This window comes from Ruminococcus sp. NATIVEDY160 (assembly GCF_045819885.1).
In the GTDB taxonomy this organism is placed as follows: domain Bacteria; phylum Bacillota; class Clostridia; order Oscillospirales; family Acutalibacteraceae; genus Ruminococcoides.
This window is the reverse complement of record NZ_CP162391.1, coordinates 1,190,586-1,216,566: the sequence shown is the minus strand read 5'-3', so window position 1 is coordinate 1,216,566 and position 25,981 is coordinate 1,190,586. Positions and strand designations below refer to the sequence as shown.

General features: G+C 41.9%; 26 protein-coding genes and 4 tRNA genes. 3 read left to right on the top strand and 27 right to left on the bottom strand.

Features of this window, described 5'->3' with window-relative positions:
* Positions 1 to 6: 6 nt before the first annotated feature.
* The 24 genes from AB1I49_RS05980 to AB1I49_RS05865 form a co-directional block, all read right to left on the bottom strand.
* The gene (locus AB1I49_RS05980; protein ID WP_407720432.1) at positions 7 to 2,769 is read right to left on the bottom strand and encodes a hypothetical protein; all 2,763 of its coding nucleotides are present in this window, start codon (positions 2,767 to 2,769) and stop codon (positions 7 to 9) included.
* A 22-nt stretch (positions 2,770 to 2,791) separates the two neighbouring features.
* Positions 2,792 to 3,466, bottom strand: a complete 675-nt coding sequence (locus tag AB1I49_RS05975) for a hypothetical protein (RefSeq protein WP_407721617.1) — start codon at positions 3,464 to 3,466, stop codon at positions 2,792 to 2,794.
* Positions 3,463 to 3,939: a hypothetical protein gene (locus tag AB1I49_RS05970; RefSeq protein ID WP_407721616.1), complete on the bottom strand. Its 477-nt coding sequence runs from the start codon at positions 3,937 to 3,939 to the stop codon at positions 3,463 to 3,465. The genes AB1I49_RS05975 and AB1I49_RS05970 overlap by 4 nt, the downstream gene beginning before the upstream one ends.
* A 23-nt stretch (positions 3,940 to 3,962) precedes the next feature.
* A complete protein-coding gene (locus AB1I49_RS05965; protein ID WP_407721615.1) occupies positions 3,963 to 5,279 on the bottom strand; it encodes a WG repeat-containing protein in 1,317 nt (438 codons plus the stop codon).
* A gap of 10 nt (positions 5,280 to 5,289) precedes the next feature.
* Positions 5,290 to 5,973, bottom strand: a complete 684-nt coding sequence (locus AB1I49_RS05960) for a prepilin peptidase (protein WP_407721641.1) — start codon at positions 5,971 to 5,973, stop codon at positions 5,290 to 5,292.
* A 138-nt stretch (positions 5,974 to 6,111) separates the two neighbouring features.
* The gene (locus AB1I49_RS05955) at positions 6,112 to 6,336 is read right to left on the bottom strand and encodes a hypothetical protein (protein WP_407721614.1); all 225 of its coding nucleotides are present in this window, start codon (positions 6,334 to 6,336) and stop codon (positions 6,112 to 6,114) included.
* A 40-nt stretch (positions 6,337 to 6,376) separates the two neighbouring features.
* On the bottom strand, positions 6,377 to 7,240 hold the full coding sequence (locus tag AB1I49_RS05950; RefSeq protein WP_407721613.1) for a type II secretion system F family protein: 864 nt from the start codon (positions 7,238 to 7,240) through the stop codon (positions 6,377 to 6,379).
* Positions 7,241 to 7,255: 15 nt separating this feature from the next.
* On the bottom strand, positions 7,256 to 8,101 hold the full coding sequence (locus AB1I49_RS05945) for a type II secretion system F family protein (RefSeq protein WP_407721612.1): 846 nt from the start codon (positions 8,099 to 8,101) through the stop codon (positions 7,256 to 7,258).
* A 10-nt stretch (positions 8,102 to 8,111) separates the two neighbouring features.
* Positions 8,112 to 9,350 (bottom strand): TadA family conjugal transfer-associated ATPase, encoded by a 1,239-nt coding sequence (locus AB1I49_RS05940; RefSeq protein WP_407721611.1) that lies wholly within the window; start codon positions 9,348 to 9,350, stop codon positions 8,112 to 8,114.
* 15 nt (positions 9,351 to 9,365) lie between these two features.
* Positions 9,366 to 10,427: a P-loop NTPase family protein gene (locus AB1I49_RS05935; RefSeq protein WP_407721610.1), complete on the bottom strand. Its 1,062-nt coding sequence runs from the start codon at positions 10,425 to 10,427 to the stop codon at positions 9,366 to 9,368.
* A gap of 549 nt (positions 10,428 to 10,976) precedes the next feature.
* Positions 10,977 to 11,204: a helix-turn-helix domain-containing protein gene (locus tag AB1I49_RS05930; RefSeq protein ID WP_407721638.1), complete on the bottom strand. Its 228-nt coding sequence runs from the start codon at positions 11,202 to 11,204 to the stop codon at positions 10,977 to 10,979.
* A gap of 19 nt (positions 11,205 to 11,223) precedes the next feature.
* Complete coding sequence (locus AB1I49_RS05925) at positions 11,224 to 13,671, bottom strand: type IV secretory system conjugative DNA transfer family protein (RefSeq protein WP_407721609.1); 2,448 nt, start codon at positions 13,669 to 13,671, stop codon at positions 11,224 to 11,226.
* Positions 13,672 to 13,673: 2 nt separating this feature from the next.
* Complete coding sequence (locus AB1I49_RS05920) at positions 13,674 to 14,483, bottom strand: class C sortase (protein ID WP_407721608.1); 810 nt, start codon at positions 14,481 to 14,483, stop codon at positions 13,674 to 13,676.
* On the bottom strand, positions 14,480 to 15,184 hold the full coding sequence (locus AB1I49_RS05915; RefSeq protein WP_407721607.1) for a hypothetical protein: 705 nt from the start codon (positions 15,182 to 15,184) through the stop codon (positions 14,480 to 14,482). The genes AB1I49_RS05920 and AB1I49_RS05915 overlap by 4 nt, the downstream gene beginning before the upstream one ends.
* Before the next feature lie 270 nt (positions 15,185 to 15,454).
* A tRNA-Gln gene (locus AB1I49_RS05910) sits at positions 15,455 to 15,529 on the bottom strand.
* A gap of 68 nt (positions 15,530 to 15,597) precedes the next feature.
* A tRNA-Lys gene (locus AB1I49_RS05905) sits at positions 15,598 to 15,673 on the bottom strand.
* 3 nt (positions 15,674 to 15,676) lie between these two features.
* Positions 15,677 to 15,753: transfer RNA gene (locus tag AB1I49_RS05900), tRNA-His, on the bottom strand.
* A 216-nt stretch (positions 15,754 to 15,969) separates the two neighbouring features.
* Positions 15,970 to 16,046 (bottom strand) — tRNA-Arg (locus AB1I49_RS05895).
* 68 nt (positions 16,047 to 16,114) lie between these two features.
* Positions 16,115 to 17,890, bottom strand: coding sequence for a CDP-glycerol glycerophosphotransferase family protein (locus AB1I49_RS05890; RefSeq protein WP_407721606.1), 1,776 nt, complete (start codon positions 17,888 to 17,890; stop codon positions 16,115 to 16,117).
* Positions 17,891 to 17,908: 18 nt separating this feature from the next.
* A complete protein-coding gene (locus AB1I49_RS05885; RefSeq protein WP_407721605.1) occupies positions 17,909 to 18,574 on the bottom strand; it encodes a ribulose-phosphate 3-epimerase in 666 nt (221 codons plus the stop codon).
* Between the two features lie 12 nt (positions 18,575 to 18,586).
* Entirely contained in the window at positions 18,587 to 19,636 is a 1,050-nt protein-coding gene (locus tag AB1I49_RS05880; protein WP_186833100.1) for a galactitol-1-phosphate 5-dehydrogenase, read from the bottom strand.
* Between the two features lies 1 nt (position 19,637).
* Positions 19,638 to 20,333 (bottom strand): IspD/TarI family cytidylyltransferase, encoded by a 696-nt coding sequence (locus AB1I49_RS05875; RefSeq protein ID WP_316609022.1) that lies wholly within the window; start codon positions 20,331 to 20,333, stop codon positions 19,638 to 19,640.
* Between the two features lie 147 nt (positions 20,334 to 20,480).
* Positions 20,481 to 21,566 (bottom strand): NAD-dependent epimerase/dehydratase family protein, encoded by a 1,086-nt coding sequence (locus AB1I49_RS05870; RefSeq protein ID WP_407721604.1) that lies wholly within the window; start codon positions 21,564 to 21,566, stop codon positions 20,481 to 20,483.
* Positions 21,556 to 22,296, bottom strand: a complete 741-nt coding sequence (locus AB1I49_RS05865; RefSeq protein ID WP_186833103.1) for an IspD/TarI family cytidylyltransferase — start codon at positions 22,294 to 22,296, stop codon at positions 21,556 to 21,558. The genes AB1I49_RS05870 and AB1I49_RS05865 overlap by 11 nt, the downstream gene beginning before the upstream one ends.
* Before the next feature lie 141 nt (positions 22,297 to 22,437).
* On the opposite strand from AB1I49_RS05865, the gene AB1I49_RS05860 reads away from it, so the two are divergent.
* Both AB1I49_RS05860 and AB1I49_RS05855 read left to right on the top strand, forming a co-directional pair.
* Positions 22,438 to 23,475: a CPBP family intramembrane glutamic endopeptidase gene (locus AB1I49_RS05860; RefSeq protein WP_316611237.1), complete on the top strand. Its 1,038-nt coding sequence runs from the start codon at positions 22,438 to 22,440 to the stop codon at positions 23,473 to 23,475.
* Between the two features lie 2 nt (positions 23,476 to 23,477).
* Entirely contained in the window at positions 23,478 to 23,927 is a 450-nt protein-coding gene (locus AB1I49_RS05855) for a nucleoside deaminase (RefSeq protein WP_186833105.1), read from the top strand.
* An 18-nt stretch (positions 23,928 to 23,945) separates the two neighbouring features.
* On the opposite strand, the gene AB1I49_RS05850 is transcribed toward AB1I49_RS05855, so the two are convergent.
* The gene (locus AB1I49_RS05850) at positions 23,946 to 24,251 is read right to left on the bottom strand and encodes a hypothetical protein (protein WP_186833106.1); all 306 of its coding nucleotides are present in this window, start codon (positions 24,249 to 24,251) and stop codon (positions 23,946 to 23,948) included.
* A 68-nt stretch (positions 24,252 to 24,319) separates the two neighbouring features.
* Here AB1I49_RS05850 and AB1I49_RS05845 point away from each other — a divergent pair, with 68 nt between their 5' ends.
* Entirely contained in the window at positions 24,320 to 24,799 is a 480-nt protein-coding gene (locus AB1I49_RS05845) for a hypothetical protein (protein WP_316611236.1), read from the top strand.
* A 28-nt stretch (positions 24,800 to 24,827) separates the two neighbouring features.
* On the opposite strand, the gene queF is transcribed toward AB1I49_RS05845, so the two are convergent.
* Positions 24,828 to 25,307 carry a preQ(1) synthase gene (queF, locus tag AB1I49_RS05840; RefSeq protein ID WP_186833108.1) on the bottom strand — a complete coding sequence of 160 codons (480 nt, stop codon included), beginning with the start codon at positions 25,305 to 25,307 and terminating at the stop codon, positions 24,828 to 24,830.
* Positions 25,304 to 25,978 (bottom strand): 7-cyano-7-deazaguanine synthase QueC, encoded by a 675-nt coding sequence (gene queC / locus AB1I49_RS05835; protein WP_201427531.1) that lies wholly within the window; start codon positions 25,976 to 25,978, stop codon positions 25,304 to 25,306. The genes queF and queC overlap by 4 nt, the downstream gene beginning before the upstream one ends.
* Positions 25,979 to 25,981: the final 3 nt, after the last annotated feature.

The following is a 25,981-nucleotide window of genomic DNA, read 5'->3' as shown; positions in this document are numbered from 1 at the left end:
CCTCCATTAATATCCTCTACACTGCTGCCTTTTGAATTTAAATATTGATTCACTAAAAGCAGTAGCTAACAAAGGCGTCGCAGAACCAGTGACCGTACAATTAATTTGTGTGTACGATTTTCTTAAATCAAAATCACCTTTTAAGTTTTTTGTGTTATATGCTTGTGTTTCCATTTGAATTATATTCTTAAATAGTTTAAGTTCACTGTCATGATTAGAAAACAACAGCATTAGTAACATAAGATATTCTTTATAATTTAGTTTCAATAAATCCTTACCATATTTAGCAAGAGGATTCTTTTTATCTGTATTATCTTTTTCGGAAACTACTGTTTCTTTATCATAAGAATATTCAGCATCATCCATTGCTTCGCCCGTACCTTTCCAAATCCGAGCAAATTTATCTTTCATTTTAGCTTTACTTGTACTGTCTGTAGGAACAACCGAAACAATTTTTGGTATAAATTCTGTCATTCCCGCAACGCTAAGATACGGAACATCTTTTAAAATTGATACTGGACTACCATTAACTAACAGAACGCAATCAAGGAAAGGCTCTAACAACAAATATATAGCAAATATAATGCCATAGTGAGGGCCTGATGCCAATGCTTGTAATTCAGCCGCTTTTGACCAGCCCGGAATATCCAATAGCAGTCGTATCACATATAACATACCAAAAACTGTGGATTGATTAGCAATTTCACTTTCTGATCCAGCCAATAAATACTCTAACTCTGCTCCGCAAAACATTTTATCATTTGCTTCTTTTTCTCCTGTAACCAAATTAAACAAAGAAACAACACTTTCTATTACCGGCAATCCATTGACACCACTATCTCCATAATTTGCATACTCTATCTTCGAGAATGACGCCCCTGTCATATTTGAGCCCGTTTTATAGTCTGTTCTGCAAGGAAGTGTTTTTGTAAAATAATAGGGTAACAACATCTTTGATGGGTCTTTTATATATTGAACTACATTTGAAACTATTTGTACAGGAATCTCTATCAATGACTTAATCAAGTTATATAAGCTGGTAAATACTTTTTTTATTCCATTCCACGCTTTCACAAAGTTAAATGAAGCAAGGCCTGTTGCTAAATCCACAAAACCTGTAACAAAATTTCCTACGCTCTGAATAAATGAAGCCACCGGATTTGTTGCAGGATTATCAATTTTTATTCCGAACTGATTGGCAAAATAATTAGTATCTATTTTAGAACACAATGCAGGATCATAAACAAGTTTCACCTTGAATATAGATTCTAGGAAAGACTTTATTCCTTCCCACATATCAGACAAATCCGCACCGATTTTATCTGATAAACCGTCAAAATAATCATAAAGTCTTTTTAATTGCTCACGATTCAACACTACATTAATTTCGGTATAGTATTCACTTCCGTCTTTTTTGTTTTTTACACTCTCAGCGGTAAGTGAACTAACTGTGCTTTTTTGTGCAGTTAATGTATCAATTGTACCCTGAATTGCTTTTTCATCAAATGCTTGTTCTGCCTCTGTGCAGAGCTCTGATATTTCAGTATTTGCACTTTTAAATCCATCAGCAATACCTTTGTTTATAGTATTGGAAGCAATAGTATCATCATTATCCGATTGCTGAAAAACCAATTCATAATACCTTTCATCTGCTTCTTTGCTCTCATATGATTCCAACTCTTTTTTTATTTTTTTGTTGTCATTTTCTGCATCAACCTTGTTCAATTCACTTACACTTTTTTCAGTTGATGTTACAAAATCGCCAGTACTTTTAATCAAAGCATTAATATTGTCAAGCGCTGCCTTCATCTCTTTCTTATATTCTCCCAACTTGACAATCAAGTCCGTGTGGGAGTTAGCATAGTCATCACGTTTAGTATTAAATGTATTAATCAAAGATTTAATTTCACTGTTTTTTTTGCTATTCTCACTTTTATTATCAGAAATCTCCTTTTCCTTGTCTTTGATTTGTTTATTTAATTCTTCGATGTTTTTTTGGATTTCTTTTAGTTTGTCATTATTGTCTTTATTATCTTCTATTTCTTTATTAAGCGATTCCAGCTTCTGCTTTAATGCAGTTAACTCGTCACTCAGCGTATTATCTTTACTTTCAAGTTTGGCAATCTCATCCCTTTTTTCATATATGTCACCAATAGCTTTATTGAATTCGCTATACTTGTCTTGATATGTGCTTTTTAACTTATCAAGTTTCTCTGAAAGCTTAAGTAGTTTCTCATATGATTCATTAAAATCAAGTGCTCCGTTACATATATCAACTCCCGAATTTGCCATATCAAGAATATTACTTAAATCAAATTTTTTCTCAAATTTTTTTATGAGTTCACTCAAATCAAGTCCGTCATTTAACATATTAATAGGAGCATTAAGCTTATTATATTCCTTTATCTGTGCCAAAAGAATGTCATCGTCATTCAACGGTAAGTCACCAGTTACATTAACTGCTAGTTTATCACTAAACGCTTTCTCCAATAATCCTGAACGATTATAATCAAAGTATGAATTAAAATTTGTTGACAACTCAGTTTTTTGGGCTACACCGAACAAACCGAATCTTTCACGAATATACCCCTCATAATCAGATAATGTTGACAATGACGACGAATCAATAACTTCATCAAGCAAGCCTATGGAAGAATTATACCGTTGTGCACTTACCAGTATTGTCGCTATCTGAGTAAATGGCAATAACAGTACAATAAGAAATAAGGAAACCGCACCTTTAGCACACTTCACAAACCTTCTTTTCACAATTATCCCTCTCAATCTCCTCTTAATAATTTATAAACCTGTTAATTAGTGCCCAGATCTTATCTACCAGTTTTCCTAATCCACCTAAATCTCCATAAAGTGTATCAACAGTATTCTTCGAAAAATCGATATAGTTCACATAATCTAATACGTCAACACACTCCGCGCTTTCAACCGCTTCATATTCTGTGATATTTTTTAGATTAAAAAAATCTAAAATATCATCAAATGGAAGTTTATAATCACCTTTTATAGTAACTGTAATATGCCGAAGTGCAGGCCCGTCAGAAACAAGTTTAATGGAAAAATCCGTGTTTTCATCAGTAACAACATTTTTAAATGTTGTCTTAATCAGTCGGTTGTATGTATATTTCTCGCCCATAGACTCAATGCTTTTTATCAATTCTTTATCTTGACCAAATAAATATCTATAAGCCTTCATTGATTTAATGTTTTCTTTGGTATAATTCCCATCTTCAATTTCAATTTCGCCATATCGTAAGTTTTGCGCAACTTTAACCGCAACATCAGCGGCAACAGTTTTTATGGTAAACTTTTGATAGCTAACCATAATAAGTGCTAATACCATAAATAACAATGTAAAAGTCACCAAGTAAACTATCAGAGATTCTAGCATAACCTCTCCGGTTTCATCGTATTTCATTCTACTTTTTGTTCTTAATCTTATTGTTTTCATTCAAACATCTTCCTTATCACTTCGAAACCAAACGCCCACGATATAATGATTGTAATTATAGTCACTCCTAGAATGAGCCATACTCCCATAAGTATTTTATACTTGTCAGGTAATGAAAAAGTCTTTTCAACTCTAATATCACTATTTCCTTTTTTATAATATAAAGTAATATTTTTAGGGATAGAATCAAAACATTTTGTTTTTATTGTATGCCGACAGTTATTGATATAATATTCATATTTTGCTATTGTATACGAAGCAGTAGAAGGTAAGCCATCATTCGTTTCGCCATCGCCAAAATAATCAGACGTCTTAATTAATCTAGCATCTACACACTTATCTGGTATTTTTTTATAATTATTTATAAGTTTCCTGCAAATAATAATACTTATAGCTAAAACGATTGCATAAGTGATCAAGACTGGAAACCATTCATCTAAATTAATAGTCTCAAAACTCTCGTTCAGACCCATTTTGACACCTCAATTTCGTTAACTTAATAAGCAAATGAAAAAACTCCCATAGCTCCCTCTGTTCTGGAAACCATACAAGTATATTCAGGAGTAAAGTATCCAACATAATAAAACTCGTAATCTGTAACCTCTGTCGCATCTTCTTCGATTATTCCCCACAAACCTTCGCTATTACAAACAGCAGCATAGCCGTTCGAAAAGCCCTTTGCATTGGAATACTTCGGTTGTATTACAGACTCGCCAGATTTGTTCATATAGCCCCATAGCCCGGTTTTTTTGTCTTTATATGCAAACAAATCACCAAACTCTCCTATATCAATATCAGCTACATTATCTAAACCGACAAGTTTATTGCCATTAAAATCATAAACTGAAAATTCTCCATCTGTTGCACCAATATAATAATCACCATCAGTATGACAGCCATACTGGTCTAATTCAATCACACTGTACTTTCCTCGATTTGAATCATCACCCGATGTATTAACTATACTCCAAACATCTTGTTTTTTCACAGCCCCTGTACCTTCACACATGGAAGCAGCATAATCAAACGTTCCGATTTCAGCATCGTTGCCATTTTCGTCCAAATATATCCACTGCCCGTCAGTTTCAACCGGTACAACTCCAGAATTAAAATACCCGCTTTTTCCTATATTTGTTTTCAGTTTAATTCTTGTTATCTCGTGATAATCGCGGATATTACTACCTGCATTATCAATAAATACAGCTTTCCCACTTTCATCTAGCGGCCCAACATATTTATACTCCAAGCCAAGAGTTTCTCCATAAAAATCCATATTCCAATACACGTTGCCATCCGTTACTGAATATGTATTGTTTTTTCCTATTGTGTACTCCTTAACATTCAAAAATGAAACCTGATACATATGACTAATTTCTTTTTTCAGTTCTAATGTCTTTTCTGTAATAACATTATTTTTTTCTGCCTTTTTTATCGCCTCATTAGCCTCTTTATATTTCTTTCCTTCAAAGTATCTACTTACGAGTTCTTCCCATAGGTTTCCATCATATGCAAAAACATTACAGCACTTTTCCAATGATTCCAAATATCTATTGTAAGAATAATCGTTTTTTTGTTCCTTATAAAAGTCCAAATAGGTATCCTTAATTCGTTTATATAGTTCTTTATCTTCTCGTAGAGATAGCGCTTTATTATAATACTCCACTCCCTGCTCGTATAACCCATCATTGATACTTTGCTCTGCTAAGGATACATTGCTATGGAAACTAATCACCGTGCCCAGAAAGCTCCATGCAATCATTAACCAACCAGCTAATAACGTTACTATAGCAATTATGCTAACTATTTTTTTCATCCTAATCTCCTTACATTAAACCTGTAAAAATACATGCAACTACACCTAACAAAATGAATGGGCCAAATGGAATTGTGTCTTTCATTTTTTTCTTTTTTCTAGCAACATACGTAACACCTACAACCAAACTACAAATTAACGAAACTGACAGAGAAACTAACAATAATGTAATGCCCCCGGTAAAACAAAGTGCTCCTAAATACTTGATATCTCCAAAGCCCATACCGTTGCGTGTCACTAATGAAAGAACCCATAAAATAATAACCACTATAACTGATGCTATAACATTATAAATTAGTATTTGACTAACAATACCGGTTTTATCTTGACGAATAAAAATATCTATTAAATGGAATACCACCCCACCAAGCAACAATATCAGTGTAATGATATTCGGGATAATTCTCAATTTAACATCTGTAACTGCGATAACACTTGTTGTTAGATAAATAAAGATAATTTTATAAAAACTTAACAGTGATGTAGTATTATCATAAATTAACAATCCTGCAGCAAGACTAACAACTGCACTTATACCCATCAAAGCATATAATTCCTTGCCAACAAGTATTTTTGTTTCTGATTCATCTTTCAATTCTTTGGCTAATCTAATCTTAATATATAGCGAGGTTAGATATATAGTAACTGATGATAATAGTACAAATAATGCAATAGATAACACTTTAATCAACATCACAGATTACTCTCCTTTTTCAGTAATCTGTGCCGATTAACCTCAGCACAGATTACTGAAACCCAGATAATACTATAAGGTTTTTTCATAATCGAATACCAACAATGAACTTGCTAAGAAATCATCTGCTAATTCATCTTACTTCTTGCCACCTTTATCCTGAACCTCACCAAAAGCTTGGCCAAAGGTTGTAGTAACCCAGTTTACAATCTGCTCTCTGAAACCGATAAAAATTGCAGCAACAACCATAACAATAGCAAGAATAATAATGATGGAAATAAAGTTTGTATCACCATTTTCCTTCTTGATGAATCTAATAAAGGCGTTTTTGGCACGAAAACCTAAATAGTTTAAATACAGCATATGTCCTCCTCCTTTCTCATTTATTATGTATCGGCTGTCACTAAAGCGACATGGCCTGCATAGCACCTACACCAATTATAAGAATTATTCCAACAAATGTGATTCCAATTGGAATCAATAGCTTACCAGAGGCTTTTTCACCTTTTTGAAGCAACATCTGCCTTTTGTGTGACAATAGTTCTTGTGCTTGTTCTGTAAGAAAAACTGAAAGCTCATTATTACCTTTCGACATACCTTGAATCATTGATGCTGTGAATTTTCTAATCTCAGGGCTATTCGTTTTCAAACCAAACTCATAAATTGCATCTATATCTGATGTACCATTTCTCATAGATTCACATGACTCACGCATAAGTTCATACAATGTATTATCTTTGCTATTTGCAACTGTATCCCATGCATCTCTTAGCACCATACCAGAATTAATTAACAGCGCAAATTTAGTTACCATATCAGGAAATTCAGCCATACAAATTTCTTGTCTCTTTTTTGTCTCATCTGTGATGGAAAGAACACAAAAATTCCATGCAAATCCTGTCGCTATTATAGCTACTACTAGCATAAAAACTGACCAAATATCGCCCATGACAACTCCCAATGCAGGCAATATTCCTAAGAAAACAACAGTAAATGTCATCGCTTTAGCAAATGCAGAACGAGCATAATACTCAGAATACTTTTGTCCATAGATCAGAGTCGTTTTTTTTCTAAGACTATTAACTAATGCATCCTTAAAAAACACAATTCTCATATCAGTCACAGCAAATCCTATTCCATATAACTCCTTAATCGGCGAATCGGAAAAGCTATCAACTATTTCTATGTAATTTCTGCTCTTTATTGCTCCCAATATTAGAAGCAACAGAAAAAACGTTGCAATTATCATAATAACTAACTGAGCCATTTAACACACCTTAACTTATTTAATATCACAAATTTTCTGCCCAAGAATATATGAACCAATAAACATTAATACAGCGATTATATTTACTACTACGCCCAAAGGAGTCGCAAAACTATTTGCCATTGATTCATTTGTTAATCGAAGAATTGCCACAATTCCAATTGGCATAATAGTCATTACGGTATGTTGCAGTTTATTTGAAGCAAGTTTTGTTTGTATTTCATCATTTACTTCAATTCGATCACTAATAATGCCATGAGTACGCCTTATTACAGTTTTCAAATCCGATCCTTTTTGTAGTGCAATATCGTATACGTTAGCAAAATTCTCTATGTCTTCGTTTCCACTACGTTCAGAAAAGCTTTTCAACATTTGCGATATGCTAACATTCTGATTTACACCATCTAGGATTTCTCTAGTTTCTATGGCTATGTATGAGTCGACTCCATGCTGTTGAACCATATCTTCATAAACCGTCTTAAATGCATCGGTAGAATTAACACCTGAAGAAAAAGAAGCAGATAATGAATCTAAAAGATCCCTAAATTGATTTCGTAATTGTTTATCGCGTTTTTCTTTTCTTTTATCCAAGAAAGTTGAGTACAACAATCTAGATACAATAAATCCTGCTACTATAAAAATTACGACATCACAAATATATGTTGCCACAGTAGGTTGCCCGTCAGATTTAAAGAAACCAGAAAAGAAAATTAAACTAGCAGCACCTCCCCCAATAAAAGAAACTGTAAAATATAACATTTTCTCCATTAATGTTGGGAAATAGCAATTATAGTTTAACATTGGTGTATTGATGGGTGATGAAAGATATTTAATTTTCTTTTGATTTTTTTTATCAAACATAATTAACCCCTTAGATTTCAGTTGAGACACCAGATAATCTCAGTTTAAAATCATTTATCATTTTATTGTTTGTTCTTTTTAATCCACCGGAAACCTTTTCCATCGTTGAATTACTATCTTCCTCAAATACATACAGAGGATTGAGTTTTATCGTTCCGTTTTCATACCCAACGACTTCGGTTATCTCTACTGTTTTTCTTGATTTATCTCTGAGCCTAGCCAAGTGAATAATAATATCTACCGCAGAAGCTATTTGCTGTCTTATGGCTTCCAAAGGTAGTCCCGCTGCACCCTGCAACACCATTGTTTCCAGTCTACTAAGCATATCCTCCGTCGAGTTTGCATGACCCGTAGATAACGAACCATCATGTCCCGTATTCATTGCCTGGAGCATATCTAATGCTTCGCCACCACGACACTCACCAACAATTATTCTCTCAGGTCTCATCCTCAACGATGATTTAATCAAATCCCTAATTGTTATTTGACCCGCTCCGGAAGCATTTGCATTCCTTGTTTCTAGGCTTACTAAATTATCAATATTCTTTATCTGTAGCTCGGCAGAGTCTTCTATTGTAATAATGCGTTCATCTTTAGGAATAAAGTTCGACAATGCGTTTAAAAAAGTTGTTTTTCCAGAACCCGTTCCACCGCTTATAAAAATATTGTATTTTGCCTTAACTAATATTTCTAATTTTTCTGCTATCTCTTGAGTAATCGATCCATACTGTATCAGCTTTTCAATCGTCATGGGTGTCTTAGAGAACTTACGAATAGTTAGAATTGGGCCACATAATGAAATAGGAGGCAGTACTACATTTACGCGAGATCCATCCGGCAATCTTGTATCACAAATTGGATTTGCCTGATTGACTTCACGCCCAGCAAGTCCAACAATCCTTTGAATAACATCTTCTAATCTTCTCTGGCTTTCGAATTGTTTATCTAGTTTAAACAATCGTCCGTTCTGCTCAATAAAAACGTTTTCATGACCGTTTATCATAACTTCAGTTATAGTATCATCAGAAATAATTGTATCCAGTAACCCAAAGCCACGGATAGAACTATAAACCTGCTGAACAATTGAAACCCTCTGATCAATCGAACAGTAAACGTTAGCCAGTTTTTGAGCTACTATATGCTCAACTTGTTCCTGAAGATCCTCGTCACTCATTTGACTTAATGGAAGATTGTCAGTTACATATTTTTTGATTTCCGCTACAATTTCTTGTTCTCTTTCAAAAGTCATAGTTCATCCCCAAACCTATTCAATATTGTTTAATACAGCCATTTTTGCAATTTGCTCAACAACTTGAATATCCGTTGCATGTTCAAATCGAGGAATACCTCCAATATTTTTCATTTCAATTCCGCTAATTATTCTGTCAGTTTTATTACTAAACTGATTGTAAAGTAGTATCATTCGATCCAAAATTGGAGAATCATCCATACTCTCTTTTATGCTCAACGAATTATAAAGCCTAAATATTTTTGCATTTGACAATTCGCTCCCGGTTCCAATAATAATTATTGAATGAAAGACCTTTAGTAAACTCATAAATCCATCATTCATGTTGAAATCTAAATCTGCAATTATGTAGTCATAGGAACCTGTGAGTTGTAATTCGTTTATTAATCTAATAATTTCTTCTTCGCGCAATTCTAACATATCCAAAGCTTGTTTAGCTGAAGAATAAAAATACACCCCATGCTTGTCCTGTTTAACACAGCTTTCCAGTTTTATGCTCAAATTAGTCTTCTTACTTTTCAAAGAAAAAATGATATCACTCATATCAAACTGACCATCGGATTGAAAAACAGCATCAGTTGAACCATATTTTTCAAGATTAAGATAGAGCGTTTTTTTCCCATTCAGAGCATGTTGAATTGCTGTCGCCGCAGCAACTGAGGTGACTCCAGAACCACCACACGGAGAGCAAAACGCAATCAGTTTACAGTTTTCATCGGATATTCTCAGACCGGTTATGTTCTCGGTATTCTCAGAATAAATACTTAATATTTGTTTATATATTAAATCAATTTTTTGATATTTACATATGGTTCTCTGATTATTTAAGGTATCAATATCGCGCGAATCAACAAAAAACGCAAACCCGCACCTTGAAGGAACAAGACTAATATCAAAATTATAATATTCGCTTACTAATAAAACATCAATTTTTGTTTCTCTTAAAACTTGATACACTGGTTCTATTTCAGTGAATGAGTAAACTTGGATTTTATCTGAATATTTTTGATTAAATACTGCTACAATACGATTAAGATAACTAACGTCCTTTTCCAAAATGGCTAGTCTGATTCTCATGATGATTCCTCCAAAAGAAAAAAATCTGTTCGCAACTCAATCAGCAACACAAAAACAATCGTTCGATTGAGCATAATACTTCGCAGATTGTTTTAATCTGTGAAAGGCAAATTATATATAAATCCAACAATATTGTAACACGTTTTGTCGAATTAAGCAATAGAGTTTTTAGGATTAATTCAAATATTTTGAAATTTCTTATTTCTTTTATTCCGTTTCTGTTCAAAACACATAATAACTATTTGCATTTTCAATTCTTTTCTTGTCAGATTTTTCGTCAGATTATAATTGTTATAAATAACAAAAAAGAAAGGGTGATATATACGCCAAAAAAGGTACAAATATTTACAAAAGGAAAGATGGACGTTGGGAAGCAAGATACCTCAAATCAATCTCCAAGGATGGAAAACGAATATACTGCATGAAGTGCAAGCGAATCAAAAACGGATATAAGGATTTATTTGTTGACGCGGCTCCTGTTCAGGCAAAGCCGCCTGTTGTTAGCAAAAAGTAATCGGAAGCGGATGGCACTGGTCATCCGCTTCTTTTCTATTTTCCTTTGAGCTTGTACAGCAGACTGCTTTTACCGCCTTTTTTGCGGTAACGCTGTTCGGTTTCAATTAGCTTTGCTTTACGCAAATCTCTTAACGCTCTGCGGACAGTCGACTGTGAGAGCTTCAGCTCCTTGGCGATAGTTGTGATAGACGGCCAGCATTCACCGTCCTTGTTGGCTCTGTCATCAAGGTAGATATAGACAGAAACAGCCCGGTGTGGCAGGTCGGAGCAATAGAGAAAACTAAGACGGCCTATTGCTTCTCACCTCCTGTATAGAGTGCTCTGGTAACTCAGGCAGTGATGGACTTTCACCCGAACCGCGCTTTTTGCTGTCGGTATTTCGTCTAGGAATATCTCTTTTGGGTGTTTCTCTGACAGATATCTGCTCCTGAGCCTGACTGCCGCCAGTGACCTTCTCAGACGGTGCGGGAGCATCAAAAACGGATTCCGGGTGATACTTCTGCATAATGCCGTTTTGAATTTCCTGTTTCTCCGCATACTCCACCTTGCGATTACCGTTCTCGGGTACGATATAGGGATTGTCCTCATCGAACTCTATCCCCCACTTGAAGAACAATTTCAGATGTACACGCATGGGATGAACACCTGTTTTCATGACGATAAAATCGCCCTTTGGAAGCGATTTCAACTCATCAGGCGTCATCAGTGCTCGCTCTACCATCTGCAAAGACTGAGACGGATTGTCCTTTCCCCTACTCACCGAACCGGACATGACGGTTCTGCTTCCGAGTGCTTTGGAGAGGGTTTCTGCCGAGGAACTGTTCGGGGCGAAGCCACCGAACAGTGTAATCTGCGTGTTGTCAACAATGATCTCTGCACCTTCTTTGCCGTAATTCTTGTCGAGCTGAGAGAAGGATTGGATGATGGGAACGATCTGCAAACGCCGGGAACGAGCCGCCGAAAACATCATTTCCGCTGACTCAATCTTAGGCAGCGTACCGAACTCATCGCAGAAGAATACGGCGCGGTTTTTCAGCTTGCCGCCGTTCTCATCAGCGACGGCGAGTATCTCGCGGTAGAGCTGTTGGATTACAAGCGATACCATAAAAAACTTGCCGGGGTCTTCCTCCGGCATAATAATAAATATGGCGGACTTGTGATTGCAAAAATCCTCTGCGTCTATCTCTGTATCAAAGCAGAGGAGTTGTTCCAATTCGGAATCCAGAAACGCATTCAAACGTGACAAAGCAGTTGACATAACCGAAGCCATACTGTAGTTGAAGTGTTCCATCACATATTCACCGACTGTTTGTGTCCGTCCTGCCTCGTCTGTCGGGCCCAGAATAAATGATCTTACGTTGTAATATCGGTAAAAGGTGGAAACATTTGATACTTCAACACGGAAATACCATCCTTTGAGATTTTCGGAGGTTGATACAACTCCGTCAATAACATCCCCATCACGATTGTCATACTCATTTTGTGTACCGATAACCTTACGAACATGGAAATCATAATCCAACTTAGCATTTTCTGTGACTGTAACTCTCACAGTGAAATATGCCGATGGTGCTGAAACCGAACCGCCGGACACAACATCCTGATAGGATGAAGCGTATGCAATCAGCTTTGTCTCGCCGGATTTCGGAACACCGCTTTTCGATGATTGAAGAATAACTTCTTTCGACGTAGCGTTCAGTTTTCCTGCCGACGGCGTCAGCGTTATTTTGTTTCCGCTCACCTTCACTGTTACTGTTGCGTTGCCGACGTCAAGCGTCTTATTGTTGAAACCGGTAAATTGGGATAATACGCTGTTGCTGTCTGTCAGCGTCAGCGGTGTATAGCTCCATGTTTTTTTGATGTTATTATAGGTTGCGTTCAGCGTGTAAAGCGGTGCATTGGAAGATGATTTTCCTGCAAAAGAGGGTATTGCTTTTGCCGACGCCATTGCGCTTTCTATTTTATGATATGCGTTGGCTATGTTACCGTTGTGACCGTCAGCATAGTACATAGAGAGGTAGCCATTGCCCTTCAGTGCGTAGGGCGCGGTTGGATTTCTCTCGCCCTTGATTATCTCCCAAATGATGAGCTGCGTCGCAATGTAGCATTGGTTTGAATTGATGCTTGAGCTTCCCTTTATATTTGAAAAGTTTCCTTCTCTGCCGTAACACAGTGCGACGTTGACCGCTTCTTTTTGATTTGCCGACAAGCTTGCCCACACGCCGCTTGAGGTTGTTTGCGTCAGAGATGAGCCGGTATTCAGTGCCGTCCCAGGCTGAATGCAATATGCTCTCGAACCGTTCACATAAATCATTAAAGCTGATTCTCCGACATATTGACCAGCCATCGCTCGTCTGACGGTGATTTGATATCCGTTGGTATCGTAACATCCGGCAAAGCTTGGATTGTAGCTTGCACCGACGGAATTGTCGGAAAGCTGCGCGGCATATTCTCTTTTGGAGATATATCCGCCGTAGGACACCAATTCTCCGAGTTCATCGTTGGAGATGTATTCTCCGTAGCCATCCAAATTGACGCTGTTGCCGATTTCAGCCGCCTTGACCGGGGATAAGTCAACAGAACACGCCGCAAGGACAATGACGGTGAATACAAGCAGAACGGCAATCACCTTTTTGATAGTGTTAATCAATTGTTCTCTCCTTTCTTCTGGAATGGTGAATTTGAACGGGAGTTGGGGGCTGTCGCGTGTACGGTAATAGTATTTCATATTTAGCTCCTTTCCGCTATAACGTAGAACCGGTCAAAGCCGCCGTGTCCGTCTGATATGCAAGTAATCAGCGTAAGCAAATCCTTGCCGTCGGTAATAAAGCAGGCTGCCGATTCATAGCTTTTGTAAATTTGTTTCCGGGTCAACTGATATGTGAGGGTGTTCCAGTAGTTTTCTACAACGATTTCATCGCCGATATTTAGGTTGGGTAAGTAGTCAAAAAAGATTCTGCCGATATATCCCGAATGTCCTGACAGCACACAATTGGTACTTTTGCCGCCAATTGGGAGCGAGGTGTAGGTCATGTGCGCAGCGCCGAGAGCCATGTTGTCATCGTTGCCGCCGAGAAAGATAGGAAGTTCCAAGCCGATTGACGGCGCGGAAACATATCCATAAACGTTGCTTTCGATTCCATAACTGCTCAAATTAAGCGATGGTTTTTGGTATGCCTGTTCATTGATAAGCAGTTCTGCCTGGTGTTGTTTCAGAGCCTCGTTATAGGCAATGCTATCCATATACAGTCGAGTGAAATCCGGCTTGATAATTTTGGGGATGTTTTCTCGGTTTTCCCCAAGCTCTGTTTCACCGCTCTTTTGTGAACCTTGATGCTCCTGATTGATTTTGCTTTGCTCAGAGCGCTTTTCGTCAGTTATCTCGTCTGCGGTTGCTTCACTTTTCAGTGATTTGAAATCCTCAATGGTTGAATGAGCTATTTGTTTGCCGACTTGATTGGAGACTCTCGGGGCAATGAGCATAGCTAATCCGACGAATACCAGCAGAATAGAAACAGCTAATAGGATTCTTCGTTTCATTTTTCCGCTTCATCGATATATCTGACAGCTCCCAGCCCAAACTTCCGAATCGCCATTGCGTTGCAAATAAGCGCAAAGGTTTTGCTGCCAATCAGCTTATTGTCGGCAAGGTCGTTTATGGTGATGTGCTTGGTGCCGAGGTACAAATCCTTCGCGGCGCAGTAGAGGGGATAGGATTCTTCGGAGCAGTTCTTGGGACGAAGCTTGCCGAAGCTGATGCTGTGATTCTCTACAAATCGTTTTGTTTGAAGCCACAGGCGGTAATCTGCTGTCAGAAGATAGAGTGCCGACATAAGCGCCGTGTTCTTTCTGTCGTATTTGTTGAGTCTGGTCAGGGCCTCGTCAAAAGTCAATCGATGTTTTTCATTAATAAATGTCATTGGTATAGCCTCGCTTTCTTTTATATATCTCCTGAGCCTGCGAAGGAAACCGCCATGCTTGATTTCAGACATGGTTTCAGTCATGATTTCTTTGACAGATGCAATGCCAACGGAAATCCGTTCCTCTAAGCAAACGCATTTTGGAACCAAACATCCTTTTTTCTTTCCACCATAGTATTCGCACCATTTGCAATTACACATGTTGGCAGTATAGCGAAAATTGCCGGTCACTACGATTCCCGAGCCTCTCGGGTAAAAGTTTGGTATGCCCTTCATCATTTGTTCCATGCTGCGGTCATACCGGTTTTCTGTAAATATCAATGTTTTCACACTCCTTACTTTTTGAGAAATAAAAAAAGAGCCAACCGCTTATTTCTAAACGATTGGCTCAAAAAAAGCAGACAACATTTTCTGTTGCCTGCTGCCCATATTCTTGTTTTCTGTTGTTCTACGGAAGTTCGGTTCCCGACAAACTGCGAAATAACCGATTTACATCTACGTTTCGTGACAAAAATATCACGCCCCTAAAACGTGAAAAAACCCGATAAAATCGGGCTTTTTCGGGGATATATCTTTTTTGCATATCCTTTATGGCTGGGCTGGCGGGATTCGAACCCACGGATGACGGAGTCAAAGTCCGTTGCCTTACCGCTTGGCGACAGCCCAAAATAATTAAGCTCAGTTGGCAGAAAACTGACTAAAACAAAGCCGCCCAAGTTCCCTTGTGCGGCATTTGGTGACCCATCGGAGATTCGAACTCCGGACACCTTGATTAAAAGTCAAGTGCTCTGCCAACTGAGCTAATGAGTCAAGTGGGGTGGAATGACGGATTCGAACCGTCGGTCTCCAGTGCCACAAACTGGCGCGTTAACCAACTACGCTAATCCCACCATATATGCACCAAAATTAATTTGGTGCCACTTGTCGCGCCTTTTGGCGCTATTGGCGCGCCAAAAGTACATTGTACTTTTGGAAAAGTCCTTCTCGCTTGCGTAGTTCAGTGCGAACAAAAGAGCATCATCTGCTCTCTCCCTAAAAACGTCATACCATGACGTTTTTACCCGCAATGCGGGCACGGTCGCCTTCGAGTCGCCTTTTGGCGCTATTGGCGCGCCAAAAGGGACTCGAACCCCTGACCTACTGCTTAGAAGGCAGTTGCTCTATCCAGCTGAGCTATTGGCGCATATCTGATTTTCATCAGCCTTTATATTATACCGAATAAGCCCAGTTTTGTCAATAGGTTTTCGAAATTTATTTAAGATTATCGTAAATCAGCTTGACTACTCTCTGTGTTGATCTGCCGTCACGATAATCGAAGAACATATCCGCGAAGGGCTGAATCTTCTCAGTGCAATAGTCCTCTTTGCGGATCGAATCAATAAGCTGCTCGGTCGAATAAACGATCTTACCCGGTGCGTACAGCTTGAAGTCAAAGTAGAAGTCGCGTTCGTTGATATACTTTTCCAGATCAAAGACGTAGAAGATCATGGGAATGTCAATCAGAGACGCCTCAAAGACGAGAGATGAATAGTCAGTGATAATTACGTCAGTAACAAAGAGAAGGTCGTTGAGCTCATTGTCAGCCGAAAGGTCAATTACCCTGTCCGCATAACGGTCGGGAATCGGCTGAACGTCGTTGACAAAGGGATGATGCTTGATAATAATCGCATAGTCCTCGGGAATCTTGGAGCATACCTCGTTGATATCGAACATCTCTGTGGGATAGAACGCGGTCTCCTTGACCATGCCGCGGAATGTCGGCGCAAAGAGAATGATCTTCTTGCCCTTGAAGGTCGGATGAGCGTCGTAGAACTTCTTGCGCGCAGCCGCCTTGTAATTTTCGTCAAAGAACACGTCTGTTCTCGGGATACCTGTCGCAACAACATTATCGGTAGCAATACCGAAGCCCTCGGAGTGGCACTTCTTGCAGTATGTTGAGCTGACGGTGACAAAGTCGTAGCTTCTGTGGTTTCTTGTGGGCTGAGGCGAGCCCTTGGGCTTGGAAAGACGTGTAAAGCCAAATGTCTTGAACGCACCGCAGGCGTGCCAGAGCTGAATCAGCTTGGTCTCTTCCCTCAAATCGATATAGTGGATCTGAGGTGTGAACTCGTCGAGCACAACTAACTTGCTTGTCGCGCATGCCTTCGTAAATGCGCGGATCTCCTTGAAGGACATATAAGCGATAGTGTGCTCATTGAGAATAAAGTTGATGTCGAGGCTGTCATCACCCTTGAGCTGGTCGTATACAAAGGCGAAGTTACCTGACAGATCATCGCGTCTGAGTGAGATAAAGGAAATCTTCTTGTCCTGAACCTTGTAGAAGGTCTTGTAGAAGCCGAAGCATCTTCTGAATATCCATCTCTTTACCTTCCAGATAGAGAGGTCTGTGGTGGATACTCTTGAAAAACGCCAGAATATGTAGGCTACAAAACGCTTGATCGGGTTTTCGTCATTGAAACGCGCGGGCAGGTTCATAATACCTGTCATGCGCAGAAGCGCCTCCAGGATAAAGAACGGAATCAGCGCGATGGAGAGAATAAAGAGAACTGTCTTGAGAATTCCGTTGAAAAGCTTAACAAAGAACTTCGCAACAGGATTGTGCTGGATTCTCTTCCTGTCCGGCAGAAACTCTACCTTGTTTCCGTGAATCGTATACTTGAAATTCCTGTTGTCGGTTTCCGAAAGCTCGGGAGTCAGGTCAACAGGGATTTTTTCCTCGTAAAAATCGGCAAAGCCGAGATTGAGGAACATTTCAAAGGGCAGGCATTCCTTTCTGGTTTTCCAGAAAAGCAGATCCAGACGGTAATTATATCTGCCCGAGAAAAAACATTTTCCGTCAATGTGGGTTACATTCGAAAGGACAAACGGAATACGTCTGTCCTCTTTGCCGTTATTGAAATGTAACACCAGCTTGGGATTTGAAAGAAAATGAGAATTGATGGTCGGATCGGAAATCGTTCCCATAATCGTAAGAGTCATTTTATTCTTGGCAATAGATAACTCTTTTACTTCAATCTGATATTCCACAAATACACCCCTAGTTTTTTAAGAAATTAACGCTCTCATGCGTTCAACAGCTTCCGCAAGGTCAAGTCCCTTCTGATAGAGCGAGGACGAACCCGCCACAAACATATCGCCGCCGCAGACGCGCATTTCAGCGCACAGATCCCAGCTTACGTGACCGTCGACCTCGAGGAGAATACCCTCTCTCCTGCTGTCGAGCAGCTTGCGGACTGCCTTGATTTTGTCAAAGCTGCCCTCAACAATCGGACGTCCCGCAAATCCGGGGTATACGGTCATAAGCAATACGCCGTCGATTTCGTCGAGAAAATCCTCGAGAACGTCGGGCTTTGTGTCCGGACTGATAGCGACAAACGGGCTTGCTCCTCTTTGTCTGATGTCGGTGATGACCTCGTGAAGATTGTCGCACGCCTCATAGTGAACGGCGACAATATCGCCCTGTCCGATATCCATTCTGTCAAAGAACTGCTCGGGCTGATACGCCATGATGTGAATATCGCGCTTCATATTCACCAGCACACTCTTGACCGCCTTGATCAGATCGGCGCTCAGAGTGATATTCGGGACAAAGTGATTGTCCATGAAATCAAGGTGAATATATTCAACGCCGAGCTTATCAAGCGCCTCTATCTCCGACTGCAAATTCAGCGCGTCGGCGCACATCAGAGAAGGTGACAACATTCCATTCATATCAATACCTCTTTATTGATTTACCACCATGATTTTAGCAAAGAATTCGCTGTTGTTCTTCATGATATCAAGACCCTTATCCATGGTTTCAAGGTCAAATTTATGTGTAATCAGCTTCTTGGCGTCAATCATGCCCTTAGCCATAGCGTCTACAACAAGGTTCCAGTCACTCTTGTGAGTGTCGCTGTAGGCTGAGTTCCATGTGCCGAAAATGGAAAGCTGTTTTCTGAGGATCTGCCAGTATGTGTTCTGAGGGAAGGTAAAATCGCCGTGCGGATTGCCGACAAAGATCACCTTGCCGCCCGAAGCCGCAGCCTCAAGGCAGTTGCAGGCTGTGAGCGCGATGCCGACAGCTTCGATTGCGATATCCGCGCCGACGCCGCCTGTCATCTTCTTTACCCACTCGATCGCGTCCTCCTTGGAGGAGTTGCAGTACTCGGTGAAGCCCATGCTCTCGATGAAATCCCAGTTGTTTACGTCGGTGCCTACAAGGAGAACTCTCGCACCCCATGCTCTCGCCCACTGTGCGATAAGCATACCGATCGTGCCGGGTCCGAAGATAACCACGTTGTCGCCGACCTCAATCTGGGCGCGTCTGAGCGCGTGAAGCGCAACGGCGCAGGGCTCGGTCATAGCTGCTTCCTCGAAGGAAAGGCTGTCGGGAATCGGAACGAGGTTCCACACCGGAACTCTCACATACTCGGCGAAAGCGCCGTCACTGCGCGAGCCGAGATAATCGTAGCTCTTGCACATCTCGTACTTGCCGTCGTTGCAGTTCTCGCAGGTCTTACAGGGAATCAGCGGGAACACGGTAGCTCTCATGCCGATCAAATCCTTGTATTTCTCGTCACCTACGCCCGCGACCTCACCCGAGAACTCGTGTCCGGGGATTGTCGGGAAATGGTAGGTGCCGTTTACAAAAATCCTGGGGATATCTGAGCCGCAGATGCCGCAAGCCTTTACGCGGAAAAGCACCTCGTCGGGCTTGACCTCGGGCATGGGATAGTCGCAGTACTCGAGATTGCCGACAGCTCTTAACACTCTCGCCTTCATAGTATCCATATCAATTGCCGCCTTTCAGTATTGTTTCAAAAGTTTCCAAATCTTCGATAGTGGTGATTTTGAGGTTGCGCTCGCTTCCCTTTACCATACGGATCTCCATGCCGTGGCGGTAAGCGATCTCACTGCTGCCCGCAGTAGCGCCGATTTCCTCGTCACTGACCTCGTTATGTATCTGATAGTATTTTTTGAACTTGAAGCTCTCGGGAGCCTGTCCCGCAAACAACTCGCTGCGCTTGAGCAGACAGTCGATTTTCGCGCCGTCGGCACTCTGGTAAACTGTGTCCTTGACGGTGATAACGGGCATTGCGCCGTCGTATTCCGCTGCGCCTGTAATGCAGTCGGAGATGATCCTGTCAGATACAAGCGGACGCGCCGCGTCGTGGACGATAACAATATCGGTATCGGGCGCGTTTTCGGCGATGCACTTGAGTCCGTTGTAAATGGAGTGCTGACGGGTCTTTCCCGCCGGAGCGTATCCGCAAATCTTGCTCACGCCGAACTTCGCGGCGTACTCCTCAACAAAACCCTGCCACTGTTCGCTGACAACAACAACCATGGCGTCAATTTCATCATGCTTCTGGAAGATATCAAAGCAATAGGAAATAATCGGCTTGTCCTCTACCATCAAAAACTGCTTCGGTCTGTCGACGCCCATACGGCTGCCGACACCGCCGGCGAGAATAATAGCGGTATTCATCATAACCCCCATTTTCTTAACAGGTTAAAAGCTTATTATCCGACTAAAAGGGACAATAAACAGTTTATCTATACTATTGTATAATATCACACATTTTGTGCTGTTGTCAACAAGAACACAACAGATTGTGTATAATAGACGAAATTACTACTTTGTTTGCTCTTCTAATACAGCAACTGCCCTTTTTATACCCTCTGTAAGCGACACTTTTGGCTGCCATCCGAGCGATTTGAGCCGCTTATTGTCGAGAATTTCGGGTACCTGACATAGCGGCGATGGCTGATTTTGAGGTTCCTGCTCGTCAGCGGGATTCGCAAATTTCAGGCTGATGTTTCTCTCCGGAAAAGCCGCGCAGGCCGCCCTTGCAAAGCCGCGTATCGTTGTATCCGAAAGCTCGCATGAAATATTGTACGGCAAGGCGTTCTCACCCTTGAGCAGCACCGTCAGAAGTCCCGTCGCCGTGTCGGTGACATAACAGAAGGAACGGTTGGCGGCGCCGTTGCTCTTGAGCAGGATATTCTGCCCTCTGACAACATTCGCGATAAACTGCGCCCATACCCTGTCGTCGTCGAGAGTCGCCGCGCCGTAGATATAGGCAGGTCTTGCTAACTTGACATTCATTCCGTACTCGCGGCAGTAGCTCGCGGCGATGGTTTCGGAAGCGCGCTTGCCCATAGCGTAACAGTTTTTGTACGAAGTAAAATCTATATAGCCGCTGTCGTCCTCGGTGATTTTATCCTGACTTCCGTAAATAATTCCGTATACCTTAAGACTTGAAACGATGAGAGTCGACTTTGCGCCGCTCTTTTTTGCGAAATCAAGAACATTCGCGGTTCCCGTAAGGTTGGCGGTGATTGTGCCGACGGGGTCGTTCTCGAACTGTATATTGCTCGCCTGACTTGCGGCGTGAATGATATAATCCGCGCGCTCAGCCTTGATTTCCTCGTTTACGTCCTGTACGCACAATGAAAAATCACCGCGTCTGAGAAGCTTTCCGAACTTTTTCTCTGCTCTTTCGGCGTTCCTGACAAGTGAAATAACGCGGATATCTGAGCCGTAGACGTCGTTTCTTGTGAGAAGCGCGAGCGCAAGATAGCCGCCGATAAATCCGCCGCCGCCCGTGATAAGTACTGTTGAACCGACGAGCTTGTCCCACGGAATTTCGGCGTTCGCGATCTCATAGGCGTCGCTGTATATGCTTTGAAGGACGCAATCCTTTACTTTATAATCCATACTTCAATTCTTCCTTGGCAAATTTCTTGTAATTCTCGTAATAAAACTGCGCGCGGAGCGTGACCAGATCCTCGGGAGTCGTCACCTTGATATTAAAACGCTCTCCCTTGAACAGATGGACGCTCTCTCCCAGCTCGATAAACAGCTCGCTTGATGAAATCGGGTTGGTTATTCCGCGCTTTTCGGCTTCGTCATGCGCCCAGAGAATGCGCTCCATGATATAGCCCTGCGGAGCCTGCGTGACGTACATCGTGTTTCTGTCGTAGCTCTTTTTGCAGTTTTCGCCGTCGGGACTGTACAGAAGAGAATCTATGCTCGGGGTAACGGGCACAGCAGTCTTGTACTTTTTGGTCTCGAGAATACAGTCCGTGATCAGGCGGTCGGACAGCATCGGGCGGACGCCGTCGCAGATGAGAATGATATCCTCGGGCTCTGTCGAAAAAGCGGCAGTCGCGACAACTCCGTTGTGGATAGAAGCAAAGCCTGTTTCTCCGCCGGGTACTATAGAGCGTATCTTCTTGACGGAAAAACGCTCGATAAGCTCCACAAGGTACTCGATCCAATCCTCTTTGCAGGCGATCACAATACCGTCAACCATAGGGTGCCTTGAAAAATGCTCCATTGTGTGAACGATGATCGGCTTTCCGCCTACCTCTAAAAACTGCTTCGGCAGGTCTGACGACTTCATTCTCGCGCCGATACCGCCGGCAAAAAGCATCGCGGTAACCATATCTCTCAATCCTTTCTGAAACGACAGAATATTCCACTTTCAAAATACCACCAAAGGGGCTGTTTGTCAATTTACATTCTTGTAATGTTATCCTTGAAAAAAACGCCGTTCTATGGTACAATAAAACGCGGAGTTGATAATATGCAGCAATACACTTACCCTCAGTACAGGCAGTATATTCCAAGGCCTGTAATTACAGAGGATACAATAAGACGCGACACCCAAAAAAAGCTCAGAAAAAGATGCACCGCCGTCGGTTTTTACGCGCTCACGTACACTGCCACGATGTACGTCTTATCCATAGGCTTATTACTTCTGTTTCAGACTCTCGGTATAAGCACAGACGAGACGCTGACACAGCTGCAGGACATTTTTATCAGCGTAGGCGCGGCGTTTATTCCGGGTATTCTGTTTATTGCCGCAACGGGCTTTAAGTTCAGGGAAGCGTTCGGCAAAACAACAGTCGGCGCTACTACGCTCATTCCGCTGATACTTATGGGAATGGCGGTTGCAATGGCTTCTAATTATGCCGCCGATATCTTTGAAACAAACCTTTCGATTTTCGGTCTGCAAAATACCGCGGGCAGCGTCGAATCCTCCGCGATGACTCCGTTCGAGATAATTCTGAACATCATTTCCGTAGCTATTGTTCCCGCTTTTGCCGAGGAATTCGCGTACCGCGGTTTGGTTATGGGCTCGCTCAAAAAATACGGCAGAGCCTTCGCGGTTGTCGCTTCGGCAATTTTGTTCAGCGCAATGCACTCAAACACAACTCAGATCGTTTTCACCTTGCCCGTCGGTCTGATTTTCGGATATATCGACATCATCACCGATTCAATTCTGCCGTCTATCCTGCTTCATTTCATGAATAATTTCTACGCCATATTGTTCACGATCCTCTACACTAACAGCAATCCGGACGAAAGAGAGCTTACAATTATCCAGCTGATTATCGTTTTGCTTTTCCTTGTTTCGGGAGTTCTCTCGTTTATTTATCTCGCCCGTAGCAAAAAGGTAAGTTTTTCACTGAGCGACAAAGAAAAGCCGATTGAAAAAGGCGCTGAGCTGCTCACGCTGAAAAACAAAATGAGCGCGTTTCTGGTCAATCCCGGAGTCATGATTTCAATGAGCGTTTTTCTGACATTTACAATCCTTTGTTTAACACCACTTAACCAATAAACATGAGTACGGATATCAATAAATTCATGCTTCTGGCGCTTGAAATGGCAAAGGAAGCGTACGACGACGGCGAGGTGCCCGTCGGAGCGGTTGTTACGAGAAACGGCGAGGTAATCGCAACCGGCAGGAACCGCCGCGAAAAAGAAAAAAACGCCCTTCTCCATGCGGAGATTGACGCGATAAACAACGCCTGCAAAGCACTCGGCGGCTGGCGGCTGTGGAATTGTGAGATTTATGTAACACTTGAGCCGTGCCCAATGTGCGCGGGCGCGATTCTTAACGCGCATATTCCCCAGGTGTACTTTGGCGCGTACGATTTCAAAAACGGCGCCTGCGGCACTATTACAAATCTGTTCGAGATGCCGTTCAATTTCAAACCCGCTTACAGCGGAGGAATAATGGAACAGGAATGTGCCGGCTTGCTGAAGAGCTTCTTTAAGCGTCTGCGCTAAAAAATTAAAGGGCGGCAGTCAGCCGTCCTTTCTTCTTCGTCTGTGCATTTTTTCGCCGTGAGGAATACCCTTTACCTTAAATAGAATAAGATAACCCGCTATCAGTGCGAGAGCGGTTGTCTGTGTGTAAAAAAGTATTCCCTGTTCGCGGCTCATGCGGTTGGAATGGTCTTTGAGCGAACTGTCGGGCGCTGTGGTGTACAGCGGAGTCAGGCCGTCCTGCTGTGAGATCATTACCGCCTCGTCGGGCGAAGCGGCTGAAACAGAGCCTGAAAAGCAAATAAGAGAAACGGCAATAAGTACCGATATGATCAGTTTTTTCATAATCTCTCCCCTAAAAATTTCTATTTGATATTATATCACAAAATTCCAAAAACACAAGGTGCGTATTTATGAAGAGGGAATTTATTTACGGACAATGCAACAATCCAATCTCTCAGCTGTGCTACGGCAAAAGCCGCAAGCCTGTTTCAAAGGTGGGCTGCGGTGTCGTTGCGCTCTACAACGCGCTTGTTTTCAAGGGAATCGACGCGGAGTTTTCAGACCTGCTGCGCGCCATGGAAAAGCTCGGAATGCCATGGCTTTTCGGAGTATTCGGGACAAAGCCGTTCAGCCTGAAAAGATACTTCAAAAAGAATAATATTCCTTTTAAGAATTATATTTCGGTTAAGCACTTCAAAAATTCCCTGACTGACGGCAAAATCGGCATCGTCTGCGCGTGGAACAAAGGCTTCAGAGGACTGCATTTTTACTGCATCTGCAGCGAAAACGGCGAGTACCGCTCCATGAATTTCGTTTCATCAGATCAGGCGCTGAGCTTCGACCTTTTACAAATAACGCCGATGCGGTTCGTAACGGGATATATATTATAAATTGAAAGCGCCTTCGACGGCGCTTTTTTTATCTGTTATTGACCTGCTCGGGGTACATATCGTGCATTGAAAGACGTTCCCAGGCGAGCTTCTCCCACTTGGTGTCTTTTCTGCCGTAGTTGCAATACGGGTCGATGGAAATTCCGCCGCGCGGCAAGAACTTTCCCCAGACCTCGATGTATTTCGGGTCCATCAGCTTTATCAAGTCCTTCATGATGATGTTCACGCAGTCCTCATGAAAGTCGCCGTGGTTGCGGAAGCTGAACAGATACAGCTTCAAGGACTTGCTTTCCACCATCAGCTCGTCGGGTATGTATGAAATATAAATCGTCGCAAAGTCGGGCTGTCCCGTAATCGGACACAGGCTCGTAAACTCCGGACAGTTGAACTTTACGAAATAGTCGTTCTCGGGGTGCTTGTTGCGGAAGGTTTCGAGCACCTCGGGAGAATAGTCCGACGAGTACTGAACGTTTTTATTGCCTAATAAGGTTAAATTGTCATTTCTCATATAATATCCTCGATTCCGTTTGCTCTGAACGCTGCGATCCTGTCGCGGCACGTGCCGCATACGCCGCAGGGCTTTTCCTTTCCCTCATAACAGCTCCAGGTCATTTCGTACGGTACGCCCAGCTTTAATCCCTGAGCAACGACCTGAGCCTTTGTCATTCCGATAAACGGCGCTGTTACGTTGAGCTGATTTCCGCTGCCGAGGTATATCGCCATGTTCATGGAATCATTGAACGCCTGCGAACAGTCGGGATAAGCGTTGCCTGCCGCGTCGTCGCTGTGAGCGCCGTAATATATCTCTCCGCAGCCGTTTGAAAGCGCGACGCTAGCCGCTGCCGAGAGAAACAGTCCGTTTCTGAAAGGAACATATGTGGACACGGGATTTCCGTCGGTCTTGGAGAGCTGGTCGGCATAGCTTTCCTTTGGGATTTCGTCCTCCGAGCCTTTGAGCAGAGAACAGCCGCTATCCTCAAATATGACGGATAAATCGAGCCTTTTCAGCTGTACGCCGTAGTATTCAGCTATTCTTTGAGCCGCCTCAAGCTCCTTGCTGTGCTTCTGTCCGTAGCTGACAGAGAGAGCAAGGACGTTTTCTTTTCCGTATTTTTCCACAGCGAGCGCAAGACAGGTCGTGCTGTCAACTCCGCCGCTGAATAAAACAAGAGCCTTCATATT

Coding starts and splice junctions, on each gene's coding strand:
- AB1I49_RS05975 (WP_407721617.1), bottom strand. CDS start 3,466: ATGAAAACAATAAGATTAAGAACAAAAAGTAGAATGAAATACGATGAA.
- AB1I49_RS05970 (WP_407721616.1), bottom strand. CDS start 3,939: ATGGGTCTGAACGAGAGTTTTGAGACTATTAATTTAGATGAATGGTTT.
- AB1I49_RS05965 (WP_407721615.1), bottom strand. CDS start 5,279: ATGAAAAAAATAGTTAGCATAATTGCTATAGTAACGTTATTAGCTGGT.
- AB1I49_RS05960 (WP_407721641.1), bottom strand. CDS start 5,973: ATGTTGATTAAAGTGTTATCTATTGCATTATTTGTACTATTATCATCA.
- AB1I49_RS05955 (WP_407721614.1), bottom strand. CDS start 6,336: ATGCTGTATTTAAACTATTTAGGTTTTCGTGCCAAAAACGCCTTTATT.
- AB1I49_RS05950 (WP_407721613.1), bottom strand. CDS start 7,240: ATGGCTCAGTTAGTTATTATGATAATTGCAACGTTTTTTCTGTTGCTT.
- AB1I49_RS05945 (WP_407721612.1), bottom strand. CDS start 8,101: ATGTTTGATAAAAAAAATCAAAAGAAAATTAAATATCTTTCATCACCC.
- AB1I49_RS05940 (WP_407721611.1), bottom strand. CDS start 9,350: ATGACTTTTGAAAGAGAACAAGAAATTGTAGCGGAAATCAAAAAATAT.
- AB1I49_RS05935 (WP_407721610.1), bottom strand. CDS start 10,427: ATGAGAATCAGACTAGCCATTTTGGAAAAGGACGTTAGTTATCTTAAT.
- AB1I49_RS05925 (WP_407721609.1), bottom strand. CDS start 13,671: ATGAAATACTATTACCGTACACGCGACAGCCCCCAACTCCCGTTCAAA.
- AB1I49_RS05920 (WP_407721608.1), bottom strand. CDS start 14,483: ATGAAACGAAGAATCCTATTAGCTGTTTCTATTCTGCTGGTATTCGTC.
- AB1I49_RS05885 (WP_407721605.1), bottom strand. CDS start 18,574: ATGAATGGAATGTTGTCACCTTCTCTGATGTGCGCCGACGCGCTGAAT.
- AB1I49_RS05880 (WP_186833100.1), bottom strand. CDS start 19,636: ATGGATACTATGAAGGCGAGAGTGTTAAGAGCTGTCGGCAATCTCGAG.
- AB1I49_RS05875 (WP_316609022.1), bottom strand. CDS start 20,333: ATGAATACCGCTATTATTCTCGCCGGCGGTGTCGGCAGCCGTATGGGC.
- AB1I49_RS05870 (WP_407721604.1), bottom strand. CDS start 21,566: ATGGATTATAAAGTAAAGGATTGCGTCCTTCAAAGCATATACAGCGAC.
- AB1I49_RS05865 (WP_186833103.1), bottom strand. CDS start 22,296: ATGGTTACCGCGATGCTTTTTGCCGGCGGTATCGGCGCGAGAATGAAG.
- AB1I49_RS05860 (WP_316611237.1), top strand. CDS start 22,438: ATGCAGCAATACACTTACCCTCAGTACAGGCAGTATATTCCAAGGCCT.
- AB1I49_RS05855 (WP_186833105.1), top strand. CDS start 23,478: ATGAGTACGGATATCAATAAATTCATGCTTCTGGCGCTTGAAATGGCA.
- AB1I49_RS05850 (WP_186833106.1), bottom strand. CDS start 24,251: ATGAAAAAACTGATCATATCGGTACTTATTGCCGTTTCTCTTATTTGC.
- AB1I49_RS05845 (WP_316611236.1), top strand. CDS start 24,320: ATGAAGAGGGAATTTATTTACGGACAATGCAACAATCCAATCTCTCAG.
- queF (WP_186833108.1), bottom strand. CDS start 25,307: ATGAGAAATGACAATTTAACCTTATTAGGCAATAAAAACGTTCAGTAC.
- queC (WP_201427531.1), bottom strand. CDS start 25,978: ATGAAGGCTCTTGTTTTATTCAGCGGCGGAGTTGACAGCACGACCTGT.